At 73.3% G+C, this 17,626-nt stretch carries 21 protein-coding genes and 2 pseudogenes; 8 read left to right on the plus strand and 15 right to left on the minus strand.

Going from position 1 to position 17,626, the window contains the following annotated elements; translation table 11 throughout:
• Positions 1-35 precede the first annotated feature (35 nt).
• Genes O7618_RS25675 through O7618_RS25685 form a run of 3 tightly spaced genes read right to left on the minus strand, consistent with a single transcriptional unit; the run spans position 36 to position 2,348 of the window.
• A complete protein-coding gene (locus O7618_RS25675; protein WP_278108696.1) occupies positions 36-785 on the minus strand; it encodes a 5-oxoprolinase subunit PxpA in 750 nt (249 codons plus the stop codon).
• Positions 769-1,737: a biotin-dependent carboxyltransferase family protein gene (locus O7618_RS25680; protein WP_278108697.1), complete on the minus strand. Its 969-nt coding sequence runs from the start codon at positions 1,735-1,737 to the stop codon at positions 769-771. Before O7618_RS25680 ends, O7618_RS25675 begins: the two co-directional genes overlap by 17 nt.
• Positions 1,734-2,348 (minus strand): allophanate hydrolase subunit 1, encoded by a 615-nt coding sequence (locus O7618_RS25685; RefSeq protein WP_278108698.1) that lies wholly within the window; start codon positions 2,346-2,348, stop codon positions 1,734-1,736. Before O7618_RS25685 ends, O7618_RS25680 begins: the two co-directional genes overlap by 4 nt.
• Positions 2,349-2,423: 75 nt before the next feature.
• On the opposite strand from O7618_RS25685, the gene O7618_RS25690 reads away from it, so the two are divergent.
• Complete coding sequence (locus O7618_RS25690) at positions 2,424-3,101, plus strand: hemolysin III family protein (protein WP_278108699.1); 678 nt, start codon at positions 2,424-2,426, stop codon at positions 3,099-3,101.
• An 82-nt stretch (positions 3,102-3,183) separates the two neighbouring features.
• Here O7618_RS25690 and O7618_RS25695 read toward each other — a convergent pair whose 3' ends face one another.
• Positions 3,184-3,474, minus strand: coding sequence for a DUF6458 family protein (locus tag O7618_RS25695; protein ID WP_091062077.1), 291 nt, complete (start codon positions 3,472-3,474; stop codon positions 3,184-3,186).
• A gap of 117 nt (positions 3,475-3,591) precedes the next feature.
• Between O7618_RS25695 and O7618_RS25700 the strand changes: the two genes are divergently transcribed.
• Positions 3,592-4,122: a histidine phosphatase family protein gene (locus O7618_RS25700; RefSeq protein WP_278108700.1), complete on the plus strand. Its 531-nt coding sequence runs from the start codon at positions 3,592-3,594 to the stop codon at positions 4,120-4,122.
• Positions 4,123-4,188: 66 nt separating this feature from the next.
• Here the strand turns inward: O7618_RS25700 and O7618_RS25705 are convergent, their stop codons facing one another.
• The 4 genes from O7618_RS25705 to O7618_RS25720 form a co-directional block, all read right to left on the minus strand.
• Positions 4,189-4,458 carry a DUF6458 family protein gene (locus O7618_RS25705; protein WP_013283345.1) on the minus strand — a complete coding sequence of 90 codons (270 nt, stop codon included), beginning with the start codon at positions 4,456-4,458 and terminating at the stop codon, positions 4,189-4,191.
• 187 nt (positions 4,459-4,645) lie between these two features.
• The gene (locus O7618_RS25710; protein WP_278108701.1) at positions 4,646-6,502 is read right to left on the minus strand and encodes an acyl-CoA dehydrogenase; all 1,857 of its coding nucleotides are present in this window, start codon (positions 6,500-6,502) and stop codon (positions 4,646-4,648) included.
• Between the two features lie 116 nt (positions 6,503-6,618).
• Positions 6,619-7,746: a PP2C family protein-serine/threonine phosphatase gene (locus O7618_RS25715; protein WP_278108702.1), complete on the minus strand. Its 1,128-nt coding sequence runs from the start codon at positions 7,744-7,746 to the stop codon at positions 6,619-6,621.
• A 68-nt stretch (positions 7,747-7,814) separates the two neighbouring features.
• Positions 7,815-8,450 (minus strand): septal ring lytic transglycosylase RlpA family protein, encoded by a 636-nt coding sequence (locus O7618_RS25720; protein WP_278108703.1) that lies wholly within the window; start codon positions 8,448-8,450, stop codon positions 7,815-7,817.
• A gap of 157 nt (positions 8,451-8,607) precedes the next feature.
• Here O7618_RS25720 and O7618_RS25725 point away from each other — a divergent pair.
• From O7618_RS25725 to O7618_RS25735, 3 genes and pseudogenes are all read left to right on the plus strand, one after another.
• A pseudogene (locus O7618_RS25725) lies at positions 8,608-9,163 on the plus strand (phosphoribosyltransferase).
• Between the two features lie 33 nt (positions 9,164-9,196).
• Complete coding sequence (locus O7618_RS25730) at positions 9,197-10,216, plus strand: questin oxidase family protein (RefSeq protein ID WP_278108705.1); 1,020 nt, start codon at positions 9,197-9,199, stop codon at positions 10,214-10,216.
• A 14-nt stretch (positions 10,217-10,230) separates the two neighbouring features.
• Positions 10,231-10,437, plus strand: coding sequence for a hypothetical protein (locus O7618_RS25735; RefSeq protein WP_278108706.1), 207 nt, complete (start codon positions 10,231-10,233; stop codon positions 10,435-10,437).
• Positions 10,438-10,440: 3 nt separating this feature from the next.
• On the opposite strand, the gene O7618_RS25740 is transcribed toward O7618_RS25735, so the two are convergent.
• The 4 genes and pseudogenes from O7618_RS25740 to O7618_RS25755 form a co-directional block, all read right to left on the minus strand.
• Positions 10,441-11,346 carry an LLM class flavin-dependent oxidoreductase gene (locus tag O7618_RS25740; protein ID WP_278110150.1) on the minus strand — a complete coding sequence of 302 codons (906 nt, stop codon included), beginning with the start codon at positions 11,344-11,346 and terminating at the stop codon, positions 10,441-10,443.
• Between the two features lie 24 nt (positions 11,347-11,370).
• Positions 11,371-12,420, minus strand: a pseudogene (locus O7618_RS25745) (MerR family transcriptional regulator); the annotation flags it as partial.
• Between the two features lie 71 nt (positions 12,421-12,491).
• Complete coding sequence (locus tag O7618_RS25750; RefSeq protein WP_278108707.1) at positions 12,492-13,058, minus strand: NUDIX domain-containing protein; 567 nt, start codon at positions 13,056-13,058, stop codon at positions 12,492-12,494.
• A gap of 32 nt (positions 13,059-13,090) precedes the next feature.
• A complete protein-coding gene (locus tag O7618_RS25755; RefSeq protein ID WP_278108708.1) occupies positions 13,091-13,984 on the minus strand; it encodes a LysR family transcriptional regulator in 894 nt (297 codons plus the stop codon).
• A gap of 113 nt (positions 13,985-14,097) precedes the next feature.
• Between O7618_RS25755 and O7618_RS25760 the strand changes: the two genes are divergently transcribed.
• Positions 14,098-14,484 (plus strand): VOC family protein, encoded by a 387-nt coding sequence (locus tag O7618_RS25760; protein WP_278108709.1) that lies wholly within the window; start codon positions 14,098-14,100, stop codon positions 14,482-14,484.
• Between the two features lie 4 nt (positions 14,485-14,488).
• The gene (locus tag O7618_RS25765; RefSeq protein ID WP_278108710.1) at positions 14,489-15,001 is read left to right on the plus strand and encodes a GNAT family N-acetyltransferase; all 513 of its coding nucleotides are present in this window, start codon (positions 14,489-14,491) and stop codon (positions 14,999-15,001) included.
• Here the strand turns inward: O7618_RS25765 and O7618_RS25770 are convergent.
• From O7618_RS25770 to O7618_RS25780, 3 genes are read right to left on the minus strand one after another with little or no spacing between them, the layout of a single operon-like run.
• Positions 14,971-15,462 carry an aminotransferase class IV gene (locus tag O7618_RS25770; RefSeq protein ID WP_278110151.1) on the minus strand — a complete coding sequence of 164 codons (492 nt, stop codon included), beginning with the start codon at positions 15,460-15,462 and terminating at the stop codon, positions 14,971-14,973. The two genes, O7618_RS25765 and O7618_RS25770, sit on opposite strands and share 31 nt — an antisense overlap.
• Positions 15,359-15,748 (minus strand): hypothetical protein, encoded by a 390-nt coding sequence (locus O7618_RS25775; RefSeq protein WP_278110255.1) that lies wholly within the window; start codon positions 15,746-15,748, stop codon positions 15,359-15,361. The genes O7618_RS25770 and O7618_RS25775 overlap by 104 nt, the downstream gene beginning before the upstream one ends.
• Positions 15,749-15,757: 9 nt before the next feature.
• Positions 15,758-16,216 (minus strand): SRPBCC family protein, encoded by a 459-nt coding sequence (locus O7618_RS25780; RefSeq protein WP_278108711.1) that lies wholly within the window; start codon positions 16,214-16,216, stop codon positions 15,758-15,760.
• A gap of 536 nt (positions 16,217-16,752) precedes the next feature.
• On the opposite strand from O7618_RS25780, the gene O7618_RS25785 reads away from it, so the two are divergent.
• Positions 16,753-17,355 carry a hypothetical protein gene (locus O7618_RS25785; RefSeq protein ID WP_278108712.1) on the plus strand — a complete coding sequence of 201 codons (603 nt, stop codon included), beginning with the start codon at positions 16,753-16,755 and terminating at the stop codon, positions 17,353-17,355.
• Positions 17,356-17,626 lie beyond the last annotated feature (271 nt).

Raw genomic sequence — 17,626 nt, forward strand, 5'->3', positions numbered from 1 at the left:
GCTATGCAGAATGTGTTAACTGGGGGCCCCTCCTTTCACGCGAACGGAGTGAGCGTGACCCCCGCGTCGAGGAGCGCCGCCCGCACCAGCTCCGCGCAGCGCACCGCGCCCGGCGTGTCCCCGTGCAGGCAGATCGACTCCACCGGGCAGGAGACCGCGCTGCCGTCGACCGCGACCACGGTCCGCTCGACCGCCATCCGCACCGCCCGGGCGGCGACCTGGTCCGGGTCGGTGACCAGCGCGTTCGCGGCGCTTCGGGGCACCAGCGCGCCGTTGGGCAGATAGTTGCGGTCGGCGAAGCCCTCGGCGACCACCCGCAGGCCGGCGCCGGCCGCGAGCTGGGCGAGCACGGTCCCGGGTTGGCAGAGCACCGGCAGCTCGTGGTCGTAGCCGCTGATCGCCGCCACCAGCGCGGCGGCCTGCGCCTCGTCGCGCGCGGCCGCGTGGTAGAGCGCACCGTGCGGCTTCAGGTAGCGCACCCGGGTGCGGTAGAGCCGGCAGAACGCGTCGAGCGCCCCGAGCTGGTAGATCGTCTCGTCGCGCAGCTCGGCGAAGTCGTAGGCGATGTGCCGGCGGCCGAAGCCGGCGAGGTCCCGGTAGCCGACCTGCGCGCCGACCGCGACGCCGCGCTCGGCGGCACCGGCGCAGACCCGGTGCATGGTGGCCGCGTCACCGGCGTGGAAGCCGCAGGCCACGTTCGCGGAGCTGATCAGCCCGAGCAGCGCCTCATCGTCGCCGAGCCGCCAGCTGCCGAATCCCTCACCGAGGTCAGCGTTGAGGTCCATGGAACCTCACCGTAGTGCCTGGGCGGGCCTGGGCGAGCGGCGTCACGTCGTCGACCACCCCGATGACCGGGTAGCCGCCGGTGGTGGGGTGGTCGGCCAGGAAGACCAGCGGTTGGCCGTCCGGCGGCACCTGCACCGCGCCGAGCACCAGGCCCTCGCTCGGCAGTTCGCCGGCCACCGCGCGGGGCAGGGCCGCGCCGGCCAGCCGCGCGCCGACCCGGTTGCTGTCCGTCCCGACGGTGTACGCGCTGCCGAGCAGCCGGTCGAGCGCGGCCGGGGTGAACCAGTCCCGCCGGGGTCCGGGTCGCACGGCCAGCCACACCTCGGTCGGGGGCAGCCGGGTGACGGTGAGGTCCACCGGCGCCGGCGGGCCGGCCGGGGCACCCAGGGGGAGCCGATCCCCGTCGCGCAGCGGTGGGGGCCCCAGGCCGGAAAGGGTGTCGGTGGAGCGGCTGCCGAGCACCGGCTCCACCGCGATCCCGCCGCTGACGGCCAGCCAGGTCCGCACCCCGACGCGGGCCGGCCCGATCCGCAGCACCGCCCCGGCCGGCAGCGACAACGGCCGGCCCACGTCCCCGGGCCGTCGGACGCGCCCACCGGGCGGCTCGGCGTCGCCGGCCACCGCCGACGGACCGACGCGGGCCGGCGGCGGACCGCCGGGACACCGCTCCGGCCGGACGACTGTCGAGCCCGGGCGGGGTGGGTGCTCGACGTACACGTCGGCCGGGGTTCCGGTGAGCGCGACGGTGACCGCCCGGGTGACTCGCAGCACGCAACCGGTGACCGTGATCTCCAGGCCGGCGGCGTGCTCCGGGTTGCCGACGAGCCGGTTGGCCAGGCGCAGGGCACCCGGGTCGAGCGCGCCGGAGCGGGGAACGCCGAGGTGGGCCCAGGCGGGCCGGCCCTGGTCCTGCACCGTGGTGAGCGCGCCGGCCCGCAGCACCTCGATCACGACGCGTCGACCAGCCGGACCCGGGTGCCGGGGGTGAGCCGGGCCGGTGGGTCGGCCCGCACGTCGAAGAGAGCCATCCCGGTCCGCCCGACCAGCAGCCAGCCGCCGGGCGACGCGGTCGGGTAGATGCCCGCGTACGGGCCGGCGAGCGCGACGGAGCCGGCCGGCACCCGGGTGCGCGGGGTGGCGAGCCGTGGCACGGCCAGCTCCGGCGGCAGCCCGGCGAGGTAGGCGAAACCGGGCGCGAAGCCGCAGAACGCAACCCGGAACCCGGTGCGCCGCAGCCGGTCGACCACGGCCGGCACGTCCACGCCCCAGTGGTCGGCGACCGCCGGCAGGTCCGCGCCGTCGTACACGGTGGGCACCCGGACCTCGGCGGTGTCGGCGGCGGACGCGGAGCCGGCGGGGTGCCAGCCGGCGATCCGCGCGGCGGTCGCCGTCGGGTCGGGCACGCCGTCGAGCAGCACGGTGCGCGCGGCCGGCACGATGTCGACGGCGACCAGGTCGCCGGCGGCGCGCCGGCGCCACAGCTCGGCACGCCACGCCTCGACCTGGTCGGCGTCGTCGCAGTCGAGCAGCAGGGCGTGCGCCCCGGCGGGTCGGATCCGCATCCGGCCATCCTCGCGCCGCCAAGCGTGACGGTCCACACTACTTGCAAGTAACCTACGGTGTCGTAACCTGATGACGTGACCACCTCCGCACCGCTCCGGCTCCGGCCGGTGGACATCGGAAAGCCGCGCATGCGCGGCTGGCTCCACGCGTACGCGTTCTTCGTCGCGCTCGTCTGCGGCATCGTGCTGTGCGCGATCGCCGCCACCCGGCCCGGGTGGGCGCCGCTGGTGAGCTGTCTCGTCTACAGCTTCACCGTGTGCGGGCTCTTCGGCACCAGCGCGCTCTACCACCGGCGGGTCTGGTCCGAGCGCGGATACCAGATCATGCGCCGGATGGACCATTCGATGATCTTCGTGTTCATCGCCGGCACCTACACGCCGTTCTGCGCGCTGCTGCTGGACACCCGGCCCGCCACGATCATGCTCGGCCTGGTCTGGGGCGGCGCGCTGGCCGGCGTGGCGATCAAGATGATCTGGCCGCACGCGCCGCGCTGGGTCTCCGCGCCGCTCTACCTGGCGCTCGGCTGGGTGGCCGTGGCGATGTTGCCGCAGATCCTGCACTCCGGCGGCGTCACCGCGCTGGTGCTGCTGAGCGTGGGCGGCGCGATCTACAGCGTGGGCGCGGTGTTCTACGCGCTCCGCCGACCGAACCCGTGGCCGACCGTCTTCGGCCACCACGAGTTCTTCCACGCGTGCACGCTCGTGGCGGCGATCTGCCACCACATCGCGATCTACTTCGCGCTGTTCGCCTGAACCGCCCCGGACTCGATCCGGCCCCGGACGTGCGCGAGGGCCCCGCGCCGTTGCGGGGCCCTCGGGTCTGTGGGGGGATGGGTCAGGCCGGGTAGCCCGAGCCCGGGCGGCGCACCTCGCGGTACTCCTCACGCACGACCCGGTCGCCCTGCACCGGCACCACCGGCTCCGCGACGACCTGCTCGCGCACCGGCGCGGCGACCACGCGGCGGCGGCTGTTCCAGAAGTAGAGCGTGGTGAGCAGGCCGGCGAGCCCGGCGAGCATGAGCACCCAACCCACCACGTTGAGGTTCAGCCATCCCAGGTTGGCGTCGACCGCGAACGCGAAGATCGCGCCGACCGCGATGAGGAAGATGCTGGCACCGATGCCCATGACGTCGCCTCCTTGGCGTCCTGCTGGCGTTTCCTGCCCGCCGCGGCCATGGATGAGGTAGCGGCACGCATCGACATACCCCGGCGCTCTGATCGCCAATCAGGCAAGCTTGGGCGCATGACGGACGGCAGGAACGGGCAGCGCACGTTGGTGCTGCTGCGACACGCCAAGGCCGAACAGTCCCCGGACGCCCCGGACGCGGAACGGCCGCTGACCGCGCGGGGGCACGCCGACGCCGCCGCGGCCGGCGCCTGGCTGGCCCGCCGCGAGCTGCTGCCCGACGTGGTGCTCTGCTCGCCGGCCCGGCGCACCCGGCAGACCTGGCACGGCGTGGCGATGGGCATGACGGGCTCCCCGGCCGAGGGCGGCCCGGCCGGCTCGACCCCGGCGGTGCGATACGAGCCGACCGCCTACCAGGCGCACCCGGACGAGCTGCTGGAACTGGTCCGTGGCGTCGACCCGGCGGCCGGCACGGTGCTGCTGATCGCTCACAACCCGGGCATCTCGCTGCTGTCGGCGCTGCTCGCCCCGGAGCGGGCGGATCCGGACGGCCTGCGCACCACCGACATCGTGGTGCACCGCCCCACCGGGGCGTGGTCCGAACTCTCGCGCGCACCGCTCTCCGCCCGCCACACCGCCCGCGCCTGAGATGTAAGGAGGGGCCCCCTATTAACGCCTCCGGTAGAGGCGGGGCCCCCTCTTAACGGGGCGACGTCAGGACGGCGGGGCCGTCGGCGGCGGCGGGTCGGGCGGCGGCGGCATCATCGCGGTCGGGTGCGAGAGCCGGTTCTCCTCCACGATGAGGGTGCGGGCCCGCTTGCGGCGGTCCTGCCAGAACCACAGCGTGGTCAACAGGACGCCCAGCCCGGCCAGGATGAAGACCCAGCCGACCGCGCGTAGGTCGATCCACCAGACGTTGGCCCGGATGGCGAAGGTCATGATCGCGCCGAGCGCGATGAGAAAGATGGCGCTGCCAATGCCCATGTGCGCTGCACTCCCCCGTGCGGTGGCCCTTGGGCGTGCTCCGGTCGTGGTCCGCGACGGTTACCCGCCCACCGGCGCGCCTATCCACCTGCCGGCCACCAACGACGACGGCCGGCGGGATGTCGTCCGCCGGCCGTCGTCGTGAGGGGGAGAATGATGCTTCAGGGGAGGATCACCCCGGAAGGGGTCAGAACGCCTCCTCCGGGAGGTCCATGATCTCCAGGTCGGCGCCCTCGATGATCCGCCGGTCCGCGCCGATGCGGGGCAGCACCTCGCGGGCGAAGAACCGGGCCGCCGCCACCTTGCCGGTGTAGAACGCCTTGTCGGTGGTGGAAACCTCACCGCCGAGCGCCTTCAGCGCCACGTCCGCCTGCTTCTGCAGCAGCCAGCCGACCACCAGGTCACCGATCGCCAGCAGGAACCGGCGGCTGCTCAGGCCGACCTTGTAGAGCGCGCGGGCCTCGCCGGCCTGGGCCTCGCCCAGCCAGCCGGTCATCACGCCGAGGATGTTCTGGATCTCGGAGAGCGCCTTGCCGAGCGCCTGGCGCTCCTCCTTGAGCTGGCCGTTGCCGGCCTCGGAGGTGATGTGCTCCTGGATCTCGCCAGCGACCGCCATCAGGGCCTTGCCGTTGTCCCGGACGATCTTCCGGAAGATCAGGTCGAGGCTCTGGATGGCCGTGGTGCCCTCGTAGAGGGTGTCGATCTTGGCGTCCCGGACGTACTGCTCCAGCGGGTAGTCCTGGAGGAAGCCGGAGCCACCGTACGTCTGGAGCGACTCGTGGCCGAGCAGCTCGTACGCCCGCTCCGAGCCGACGCCCTTGACCAGCGGCAGGAGCAGGTCGTTGACCCGCTTGGCCAGCTTGGTGGCCTTCTCGTCACCGGCCGCCTCGGCGATCGCGACCTTGTCCTGCCAGCTCGCGGTGTAGCAGACCAGCGCGCGCAGGCCCTCGGCGTACGACTTCTGCATGAGCAGCGAGCGGCGCACGTCCGGGTGGTGGGTGATGGTCACCCGGGGGGCGGTCTTGTCGGCCTGCTGGATGAGGTCGGCGCCCTGCACGCGGTTCTTGGCGTACTCCAGCGCGTTCAGGTAACCGGTGGAGAGCGTGGCGATGGCCTTGGTGCCGACCATCATCCGGGCGTACTCGATGATCATGAACATCTGGCGGATGCCGTCGTGCTTGTCGCCCAGCAGCCAACCCTTGGCCGGTACGCCGTGCTCGCCGAAGGTCACCTCGCAGGTGTTGGAGACCTTCAGGCCCATCTTGTGCTCGACGTTGGTGGCGTAGACGCCGTTGCGCTCGCCCAGCTCGCCGGTCTCGGCGTCGAAGTGGAACTTCGGCACCACGAAGAGGGACAGGCCCTTGGTGCCGGGGCCGCCGACGCCCTCCACGCCGACCGGGCGGGCCAGCACGTAGTGCACGATGTTGTCGCTCAGGTCGTGCTCACCGGAGGTGATGAAGCGCTTGACGCCCTCGATGTGCCAGGTGCCGTCCGGCTGCTGGACCGCCCGGGTGCGGCCGGCGCCCACGTCCGAGCCGGCGTCCGGCTCGGTCAGCACCATGGTCGAGCCCCACTGCTTCTCGATGAAGAGCCGGGCCCACTTCTTCTGCTCGTCGTTGCCCTCGACGTGCAGCACGTGCGCGAAGGACGGGCCGGAGGCGTACATCCAGACCGGGGCGTTGGCGCCGAGCACCAGCTCGGCCAGCGACCACCAGAGGGCGCGCGGGGCGTTCGTGCCGCCGAGCGCCTCGGGCAGGTCGAGGCGCCAGAACTCGGAGTCCATGAACGCCTGGTAGGACTTCTTGAACGACTCCGGCAGCGGCGCGGTGTGCGTGGCCGGGTCGAAGACCGGCGGGTTGCGGTCGCTGTCCGTGTAGCTGGCGGCCAGGTCCTCGCGGGACAGGCGGTCGACCTCGGAGAGGAAGCTGCGGGCGGTGTCGACGTCCAGATCCGTGTACGGCTCCTGGCCGAACGTCCGGTCCGCCCCGAATACCTCGAACAGGTTGAACTCGAGGTCCCGAAGGTTGCTCTTGTAGTGGGTCATGCTCGCTGGCCCCGCTTCCGGACAGGTGTTACCGATCAGTAACTCCAGACTGTATTACTCGCCGGTAGGTAACGACAAGCCGATCTCGGAAGTGACAGCGATTACACACTTCCGGTTCACCCGTCGGCGGCACCGACCTCCCAGCTCGGCACCGGGGCCGCGGCGGAGCTGCGCGGGCCGGCGTATTCCATCAGGACCAGGGCGATGTCGTCGTCGAGGCGGCCGTGCACCCACTCGACGAGCGCGGTCTCCAGCGAGGCGAGCCCGTCGCCGACCGTGCCGTGACCGAGCAGCCGCCAGGCCCGGTCGGCGGTCGGGAAGAACTCGCCGTCGCGCCGGGCCTCGCCCAGCCCGTCGGTGAACAGCAGCAGCCGGTCACCCGGTTCCAGCCGCTCCACCCGGGGCCGGACCACCGGCATGAAGCCGAGCGGCGGCGCGGGCGCCGGCGGCTCCAGCGGGATCACCTGGCCCCGGCGCAGCAGCAGCGGCGGCGGGTGCCCGCAGTTGACGATGGTGAGCGTGCCGCCGCGCTCCTCGACCAGCGCGGCGGTGACGAAGTCCTCGTCACCGACGTTGCGGGCCACCGCCCGGTCCAGGTCGGTCACCACCGCGCGCAGGTCGGCCCGCTCGTAGGCGACGTGCCGGTAGGAGCCGAGCACGATGCTGGCGAGCCGGACCGCGTCCAGGCCCTTCCCGCGCACGTCCCCGATGATCATGCGGACGCCGTACGGGGTGTCCATCACCTCGTACAGGTCGCCGCCGATCTCGGCGGTCGCGGTGGAGGAGATGTAGCGCGCGGCCACCGCCAGCGTGCCGACCTGCGGGCCGAGCGGACGCAGCACCGCCTGCTGGGCCACCGAGGCGAGCCGGGACAGCTCCGCGATCCGTTCCGCCTGTCGCTGCCGCACCGCGGCCGTGGCGGCGGCGATCGCGGTGACCAGCGCGATGGCGGCCACGCTGACCGCGGTCACCAGCGAGGCGCCCCGTTCGCACATCGCGAAGGCGACGCCGGCCGAGGTCGCCAGCGCCCCGACCGCGAGCACCACCCGCCAGTCGGCCAGCGCGGCGGCCAGGACCGGGGCGGCGGCCATCAGCGCGAGGTAGTGCGCCGGCCGGCCGTCACCCGCCTCCACGGCCGAGACGATCGCGAGCAGCGCGAGGGCCGCGCCGAGGCCGGCGCGGGATCCGGGGCTCAGCGGGCCGTGGCCCGGCTGGAAGGGTCGAGTGCGTACATCGGACAGCATGCCTGATGGATGTGAGACGGAGAATGAACCTGGCCCGTCCGTCGCGGAAGTTCTGCCTGACGGGCCGGTCAGCCCAGCACCTCGTAGCGGACGGCCACCTCACCGAGACCCGTCGAGGCGATGGCCGCGAACGCGGCGCGGGACAGGTCCAGGCAGCGGCCGTCGATGTACGGGCCACGGTCGTTGATCCGGACCACCACGGACTTGCCGTTCGCCGGGTTGGTGACCCGGACCTTCGTGTTGAACGGCAGCGTCTTGTGCGCGGCGGTCAGGGCGTCCGGGTTGAACGTCTCGCCGTTCGCGGTCATCTGCCCCTCGTCGTAGAAGGACGCGCCGCAGGAGCCGCTGTCCACCACCGTCGGGGCGGCGGTCTTCTTCTTCGTCGCGGTCGGCTTCGGCGCCGCCGTGCGGGCCTTGCCGCGCGACGCCGCCTGGGTGCGGGTCGGCCGGGCGCTCGGCGTGGCCTTCGGCGACGGGCTGAGACTCGGCGAGGCGGAAGCGCTCGGCGACGGCGCGGCCGAGGTGGGGGCGAGCGTGCTGGGCAGCGCCTCGACGGCGACCGGCCCGGCCGGGGGCTCGGCGGAGGTGAGTTGCACCGCGCCGACGGTGCCGCCGACCGCGAGCGCCACGCCGACCGCCGCGGTCGCGGCGATGCCGGCGGGCGAGGAGAACAATCCGCGGGTACGAAGGTGCCTAGCAGCCACCGGGCCGTCCTTTCGTCAACTCAACAAACCGGCCCGGACCGTAACGAGAGAAGCACTTCCGAAGTCAACATGATCATGGTGGTATGCCCGCATTTACCCTGGTACGTGTAGCCGATCAAGCCATCCACGCTGGGCCGAACGGTGGAAGGTGTGCAGGATGGACCGCGTGCTGAACCGTCGCCTGGTCGAGCTGTTCCGCTGGACCGATCCTGGGCCGGCCAGCAGCCACCTGGTCAGCGACCTCTCCGGCTGGTGGCGCGACCCCCACGTGCTCGCCGAGGTCGGGCCCGCGCTGGCCGGCCTGCACCCCGACGCGCGGCCCACCGTGGTGATCGCCCCCGAGGTGACCGGCCTCCTGCTCGGCCCGCTGGTCGCGGTGGCCGCCGGCGCGGGTTTCCTGCCCGCCCACAAGGCGGGGGGGTGAACGGCGGCGGATCGGGCCGACCCGGTGGGCGGAGACGCCGCCGGACCATCGTGGGCAGCGGCTACGCATCGGCGTGGACGGCCGCCGGCTCGGCCCTGGTGACCGGGTGCTGCTGGTGGACGACTGGGTCGACACGGGCGCTCAACTCGACGCGCTGCACCGGCTGGTGACGAACGCCGCCGCCGAGCCGGTCGGCGCGGTCGCGTTGGTGTCCACCTGCCCGCCCGCCGTGGCCGAGCGACTACGGCTGCGCGCCCTGCTCACCGGCGACCAACTCCCCGACGCTTGACCTCGAGCACGCTTGAACCCGGACGATCGCCGGATGGACGACATCCTGGACGAGGCATACCAGCGACTGCATCGCACCGGCCCCGAGTTCGAGGGTTGGTTGTCCAACCACGGGCCGATGGCCGCCGAGGCGCTGGTCCGGCACGGGCAGGGCGCGCGCGTGCACCGCTGGCTCGACGGCTACCTGCGCCGGCTCGACGAGCTGCCCCGAGGGCTGCGACCGATCGACGACTGGCGGGCCGCGCTCGGTGACCCCAAACGGGCCGGCGACTGGCTTGATCACTTCGATCGCGAGCTGCGCGAACGACAGTGGCGGGACGTCCTCGGCGAGTGGTGGCCCCGGCTACTGCCCGGCATCGCGGCCGGCGCCACGCACGGCGTGATCCGGGTCGGGCACGCGGTGCGGGTGCTGCGTCTCGACGGGGAGACGCCGGACCGCCGCGCCGAACTGGCTCAGGCGCTCGGCTACTGGGCGGCGCGCTGGCAACCGGTGCCCGGCGCCGGCCCGCTCACCGGCCACTCCGACGTCGCGTCGGCGCTGGCCGGGGTTCCCCGGATCGCCGAACGCACCGGCGGCATCCGGGAGCGGCTGGGCCGGCTGACCGGCGTACCCGGATGGTCCGACGCGGTCACCGCGCTGCGCCCGCCGGCGGACCCGGACGAGGCCGCGGGCACGCTCGGCGAGATGGTGCACCGGGCCGCGCTGGACTACCTGCGGTTCGGGCACGGCGAGCCGGTGATGCTGGTGCACGCGGTGACCGCGCCGACCGCCGTGCTGCGTACCCTGCCGGCCCTGGATCCGGCGCTGTGGAGGCCGAGCGTCGGTGCGGCCTGGTCCGCGACGGCGGCCGTGACCTCGGTGTACGCCGCACCCGCGCCGGCCGCCGCGACGCCGGTCGGCGGGTCCGCCGACCCGGACGAGATGTTCGCCCGGGCGGCCCGGCACGGCGACGAACACGTGGTGAAGCTCGCCGACGCGATGCTGGAGTCCTACGCCACGACGGGTGACCGGCGGGTGCTGGCCGCACCCGCCCACGCCGGCCGGCTGATCTGAGTAGCCTCGGCAGGATGTGGCCCCGCATCGGTGGACTGCGTGCGCTCGCCCTCGGCACCCCGGGCGGGCTGCGCGCCGACCTGAACAACCTCGTGCTCGCCGGCGTGAAGACCGCCACCGCCGGGCTGATCGGCGAGTACGCCGAGGAGAACGAGGAGTTGGCGGCACGTAAGGAGGGGCCCCTTCTTAACGCATTCTGCATAAGAAGGGCCCCCTCCTAACACCTAGCGGCGCAGCTCCGGCAGCAGCGCGGCCACCTCGGCCAGCACCGCCTCGTCGCCGGCGTACCAACTGCTGGCTCGGGGCCAGTGCGTCACCACGTCGGTGAAGCCCAGCCGGGCCGCCCGGGCCACCTGCTCGGCGAACAGGTCGGCGCTGGTCAGCGAGAAGACCGGGGCCGAGTCGAGCGAGAGGTAGCGGTCGAGCGTGGCCGGATCCCGGCCGGCCTCATCGAGCGTCCGGGTCATCCGTTCGGACAGCTCCGCCACCGTGCCCCACCAGCCCTCCAGGTCGTCGCCGCCGAGGCCGGTGGTGACCCAGCCCTGCCCGAACCGGGCGACCAGCCGCATCGAGCGGGGCCCGTTCGCCGCCAGCACGAACGGCACCCGGGGCCGCTGGACGCAACCGGGGTTGTTGCGGGCGTCCACCGCGGCGAACCACTCCCCGCGCCAGGTCGTGCCGTCCTCGCGCAGGATCAGGTCGAGCAGCTCGGTGAACTCGGCGAACCGGTCCACCCGCTGCCGGGGCGGCAGCGTCTCCCCGCCCAGCACCGCCGAGTCGAAGCCGATGCCGCCCGCGCCGAGCCCGAGCAGCACCCGGCCGCCGGAGACGTCGTCCAGCGCGGTGACCTGGCGGGCGAACGCCGCCGGGTGGCGGAAGTTCGGCGAGGCGACGAGCGTGCCGAGGCGGACCCGGGAGGTCACCGTCGCCGCCGCGGTCAGCGTCGTCCAGGAGTCGAACCAGGGCCCGTCGACCAGGTCACGCCAGCCCAGGTGGTCGTAGGTCCAGGCGTGGTCGAAGCCCCACTCGTCCGCCTGGGCCCACCGGTGACGCGCCTCCGACCAGCGCTGGTCGGGCAGGATCACGATGCCAATTCGCATGATCGCCAGGGTACGACCCGGGCCGGACATGCCGGCCCGGGTCGGTCGATCACCCGCCACGTCGGCCACCACGCAGGCGACGTTGTCCGGCGCGCCCGCCGCGTAGGCCAGCTCGACAAGCTTCCCGACGGCGGTCTCCGGGTCGTCCGCCCCGGCCAACGCGGCGTGCAGCGCGCCGGGGGCGACGGTCGCGGAGAGGCCGTCCGAGCAGAGCAGGTAGCGGTCGCCGGGCAGCGCCGTACGCAGCGCCAGGTCCGCCTCCACCTCGCCGCCCGCGCCCAGCGCCCGGGCCAACAGCGCCCGCTGCGGGTGCGCGCCCGCCTCGGCCGGGGTGAGCCGCCCCTGGTCGACGAGGGTCTGCACGTACGTGTGGTCCTGGGTGAGCCGGGTCAGCTCGCCGCCGCGCAGCAGGTAAGCCCGGGTGTCCCCGACGTGCACCAGCGCGAGCCGGGTGCCCCGCCGCACGATCGCGGTGAGTGTGCTCGCCGGCCGGTCGTCGTCGGCGCCCTGGGCGCGTACCGCCCGGTCGGCCCGGGTCACCGCGTCGGCCAGCGCGGCGAGCAGGTCGGCGGCCGGGGCGTCGGCCCGCTCCAACGGCCGCAGCGCGTCCACCGCGGCGGCGCCGGCGGCGGCCCCACCCGGACCGCGTACGCCGTCGGCGACCGCGAGCAGCGTGTCGCTCGCGTACGCGGTGTCCTCGTTGGAGTCCCGGACGGCGCCGGTCTCGCAGCGCGTCGCGTACCGGAAGGTGGTGTTCTCGGACATGGTGCTGCCCCTCTCGGTGAGCTGGTCGACGAGGAGCGCGACGGTCCGGCCGCGGGCGGCGGTGTCCGCGCTGACCCGCCGCCACCAGGCGTCCAGCGCCTCGGCGGCGTCGTCCGGCGGCAGGGCGCAGACGGTCCGGATCTCCGCCAACGGCATGCCGGCCCGGCGCAGCGCGGCGATCAGCCGGGCCCGGTCGAGCTGCTCCGGCGCGTAGTAGCGGTAGCCGGAGTGCGGGTCCACGGCGGCCGGCGGCAGCAGCCCGCAGTCGTCGTACACCCGCAGCGCCTTGGCGGTCAGGCGGGCCGCCCGGGCGAACGCCCCGATGGTCAGCAACCGCATCGCGCCCTCCTTCCTCGTGCCGGCCCCGGTGGCCGGCAGGGACCACGCTGGGCCTTGCCGCAGGGGCCGGGTCAAGGCGTGACGGCGGCCAGCTTCGCCAGCATCCGGCCCAGGTGCGGCTCGACCGTGCCGGCCGGGGCCGCGGCCACCTCCGCCGGCGGCCACCAGCGGATGCCCCGGAACTCGACCGGGTCGGGGGTGAAACGCTGCCCACGGTCGGCGGTCAGCACGAACCACAGGCTGACATCGGTGTGCCGCTGCTCGGGCGGGCCGACCGTCTCGGTGACCGTGAGGAACGCCGGGCGCTCGCCGTACGCCGGCGCGAACACCGCCGGCACGCCCAACTCCTCGCGCAGCTCGCGACGCACCGTCTCGGCCGGGTGCTCGCCCGGCTCGACGTGACCGCCGCTGGGCAGCCACATGCCGGCGTTGCGGTGGTCGACGAGGAGCACCGCGCCGTCGGCCGGGTCGCGGAGCAGGAAGTACGCGACCAGGTGCGGCGACGGGGTGCGCGGCTTGACCCGGCGGAAGACGTCCTCCGTGCCGGCCAGCCAGGCCAGCGCCTCCTCCCGGTGCCGCGCCTCCCGCTCGTCGCCCGGCGTCAACTCCTCGACCAGGGCCCGGATCTCGTCCCGCATCCGGCCGATGCTGCCAGCCGGGTACGACCGTGTCAGTCCGCCGGGGGCGGGTTGGCGTCGACCGCCGCGCGGACGAACTCGCGTACCCGGGTGGTGGTGTTGCCGGCCAGCCAGACCGGACCGCGCCGGATCGGCGGCGCGTCGTGGATCGGCACGTAGGCCAGGTCGGGCCGGGCGTGGTACTGCCGGGTCTGCTCGCCGACCGGCAGCACCCCGCGCCCGAGCGCGACGAGCGCGAGCATCTCGGAGAAGCTGCCGCCGACCGGGCCCTTCGGCACCGGGCGGCCGGCCGGCGTCCGGTCCGGCGTGCGGTCCCGCTTGAACGCGGCCGACGTCACCGCCGGATACTGGATCACCGGATGGTCGCCGAGCACCTCCAGCGACACCGACTCCGCGCCGGCCAGCGGGTGACCCGCGGCCACCGCGAGCAGCCGGCGTTCGTGCAGCAGCGCCGGGCCGTTCGCCATCCCGTCGAACGGGTACGAGGCGATCAGCACGTCGATCGTGCCGTCGACCAGGCTCGACCGGGTGGTGGCCAGCGGGGCCTCGTGAACGTGCACCTCGCAGTCCGGGTGGCGTTCGCTAAACCGGGCCACCGCCCGCAGCAGCACCGGGGCGGTCGACTCACCGACGTACGCCACCCGCAGCTCGCCGGTGAGGCCACGCCCGGCGTCCACGGCCCGCCGGACCGCTTCCTCGATGCCGGCCACCAGTGGGCGCATCTCCTCGGCCAGGCGCTCACCGATCGGGGTGAGCCGGACCACGCGGCTGGTCCGCTCGAACAGCGGCGCGCCGATCCGCCGTTCCAGCCTCCGCACCACGTGGCTGGTCCGCCCGGTGGTCACCCGCAGCCGCTCGGCGGTGCGCCCGAAGTGCAGCTCCTCGGCCAAGGTCAGGAACGCCTCGATCTCGTACCGCTCCAGCACCCGGCGCTCCCGTCGTTGACCGTCGGGCAACGATGGTAGAGCGATCGCGTCTTGGTCCGGCCGCCGCCTCCGACCAGGGTTGACGGTGTTCCCAACCTGGTCAGGAGGATCTGATGACGATGCGTGTGACCGGTTTCGACCACCTGGTGCTGGCGGTGGAGGACGTCGAGCGCTCCCTCGACTTCTACTGCGGCACGCTCGGCCTGGCCCCGGTGCGGGTCGACCGCTGGCGCGCCGGCGAGGTGCCGTTCCCCTCGGTGCGCGTCGACGCCGGCACCATGATCGACCTGGTGGCCGGCGCGCCGGGCGGGTCCAACGTGGACCACTTCTGCCTGGTGGTGGCGCCGGTCGACTGGGCGGCGGTGGTGGCGTCCGGGCGGTTCACGGTGCTGACCGGGCCGGTGCCGCGCTTCGGCGCGCGGGGCACCGGCACCTCGATCTACGTCAGCGACCCGGACGGCAACACGGTCGAACTCCGCAGCTACGACTCGCTAGCCTGACGCGGTGCCACACCTCGAACGCCTCGCCGCCCACCACGCGCCCGCGTTGCTGCGGTTCGAGCGGGAGAACCGGGCATACTTCGCCCGGTTCGTCGCCGACCGGGGCGACGCGTACTTCGCCGGCTTCGCGGCCCGGCACGCGGCCCTGCTCGACGAGCAGGAGCGCGGCGTCTGCCACTTCCACCTGCTGGTGGACGACGACGGCAGCGTGCTCGGCCGGTTCAACCTCTTCGACGTGGCCGACGGCGGCGCCGAACTGGGCTACCGGGTGGCCGAGCACGCCACCGGGCGCGGCGTGGCCCGACGCGGCGTCCAGGCCGTCTGCGACCTGGCCCGGACCGAGTACGGTCTGCGCCGGCTGGTCGCCTCGGCCGCGCTGGCGAACCCGGCGTCGCTGACGGTGCTGCGGCGCGCCGGCTTCGTGCCGGACGGCGAGGTGGAGGTGGGCGGGAAGCCGGCCGTGCGGCACGTCCTCGACCTGACCGCTCAGACCTCCACCGGCGGCTCCGCCTGGTAGGCCCGGTGCAGCGTGGCCAAGAACTCCTCGGCCTCCGGGAACCGCACCGGGCCGATCCGGGACACCGGCACCCCTGGTGTCCGAGAGTTCAGCACCGCCGCCCCGGCGAAGCCGGGCAGGTCGTCCCGCGTCACCGGCCGGGTCCGCTGCGGCACGCCGAGCCGGTCCAACTGCCGCCGGAGGATGCCCATGGTGGTGCCGACCAGCATCGGCGCATCCGGCCAGACCACCGCGTCACCGTCGGCGAACACCAGGTTCCAGATCGTCGCCTCGGTGAACCGGCCCGTCCGATCCACGAACGCGGCGTCGTCGAAGCCGTCCCGGACCGCCCGGCGGGCGAGGTGACTCTTCGCCAGCTCACCGACGTGCTTCACCGCCGGGAGGAACCGCTCGTACTCGTACGCCGCCAGCGCCAGCGGCCCGGCCGGCGGTGACGCGGGGGCACGGGTCCGGACCAGCAGGTCCGGTTCGCTCTCGCCGGGATGGATCGTGGCGGTCAGCGTGACGTCCGGCGGGGCCGGCCTGGATGGCGACCCGCATCGCAGCGCGCACCTGGTCGTCGGGCAGCGCGGTACCGAACAGCTCGTGGGAGGCGTCCCGCAGGCGGGCGAGGTGCAGGTCGAGGCCGCGCACCCGGCGGTCGCGCACCTGCATCGCGGTGAAGTGGGCGTTGCCGGCGAAGGCGAGCGGCGCCAGGTCGTCGGCGGTCGCCGGCCGGCCGTTGCGGTGTACGGCGAAGAACCCCATGCCGGAACTCTAGGGGCGGTGATCGCGAGCCCAGGCGCCGAGTCGGGCGGCCAGCTCGTGCAACCGCTGGCGAAACTGATCGCGCAATGCCCGGTCGGTGCCCGCCAGCACGCCCGCGGGAAGGTCGGCCCAGAACTCCTGAGTGAGGCGGCACGATCCAGGGTCCAGCGGCTCAACGGTGAGCGCACCCCACGTCGGCGGGTACATCAGACTACGCGTCACCGCGCGGCGGCCCTGTTCCATCTCGATCACCTCGTGCAGAATGCCGAGCCGGCCCTCCGGGGTCCGCTGCACGAACGCCTGGATCTCGCCGACCCCGCTACGCCCGGGCAGAGTCACCGCCACTTCCGTCGAGTCGAAGAGCGTGCGGGTGGACGCTGGATCCCACATGAACGAAAATGCCGTCTCCGCATTCACCGGCAGGTCGACGGTGGTCGTCTCATGGACCCGCACCGGATCGGCCGCCACTCTCATCATGCGAAGGCGTATGCGCACGCCGCATTGTGGCAGACGCGCCATCGAGACTCGGAAACGCCGGACGGGTGGCGACGCCGACCTCGGCCGGTCCGGCCTGGTGGCGCGCCGGAACGAGTACGGGCGCAGGTGTCCCGCCAGAGGGAGGTGACCTACTAGCCCTTCACCCGCGCATCCATGGAAGCAGTCCCGCCCTCGGGAACATCGACCACCAGAGGAGGCACACAGGCGGCCAGTAGGTCACGGCGGCGACGGCGAAGTACCACGGGCGCCATCCGTCGAACAAGCCGCGGTAGCCGCTGGCATCGGCCCAGTCGTGCACGGCCCAGCTCCATAACGCGTAGCCAGCAAGGAAGGAGAGGGAGCAGCCAACTCGTGCTGCTTTTCCGGGTGTACGCCCGCACCAACGGTCCAGTGCCTTCCGCCCCACGCGTACATCATGACCCTGCCTTGCAAAGGTCAGAACTGCTGTCAGCCGGTGTGTGGGACCTGCCGCTAGTCTGGGGCACCGACGCGGACCGGGTTACTTGGTGCAGTTGGTGACCTTGACCGTATCCGTGTGGGGCGGTCAGCTGGCCTGGTGGGGAGTTGAGGCCATGATCCGGCGGAATGACCCGCTCGCCCTGTTGGCAATCGCCATGGGCACGGCGACCGGCATTTTCGTCTGGGTAGCGCCCTCCCACATCCCCTACACCTCCCAGATGCTGCTGCTGCTCCTTGTGCCGATCGGCACGCTTGTGCTGCTCATGTACCTCGCAGGGCCGGCTGCCTTCGTGGCGGTGACCCGCACGCATGTCGTCGTGGGCAACCCGCTCGTCAGATACAGCGTTCCGCGGTCACTGGTCGATGGGGTCCGGATCGATGGGTTTGGCATCGAGCTGCAGGTTTCCGGGCACTCGCCCATTCCGATCGCTGCCCTGACGCCGGCAGTGGGCGGTCACAACCGGGTGCGTCCAGGCGGGTACCGAACGCGCTTGGACAGGATCGCGGCGCTCTTGGAGCACACGCCGGCGACACTCGTAGCCGGCACGATGGTGCGCCGGCACCGGTATGTACACCTCGTCCTCTTGACGGTCGACGTGCTGGCTCTGGTCGGGATGGTGTTCTACATCAGCACCGACCCCCTCAAGTAGGAGCGAACCGGCGGGCACAGGCCGGCCGGGCACATCCGGACGACGACAAGGTGGAGCGGCCCACACTATGACCGCGACGCCGACACCGTCACAGCCAGCGGCGAGCGATGGCACGCCTGGGAACTCGACAAACCCACCGACCTCGACGTGCCACCCATCGGCCACCGAGTCCTCCACGCCATCTCGGAACGCAGGCAGTGGCGCGCCCGGCTCGACGCCGCGAGACGGGCTGCCGACCCGCCTGACGTTCGGCAACTAGCTGCAAGCCCAC

Source organism: Micromonospora sp. WMMD980, assembly GCF_029626035.1.
GTDB lineage: Bacteria > Actinomycetota > Actinomycetes > Mycobacteriales > Micromonosporaceae > Micromonospora.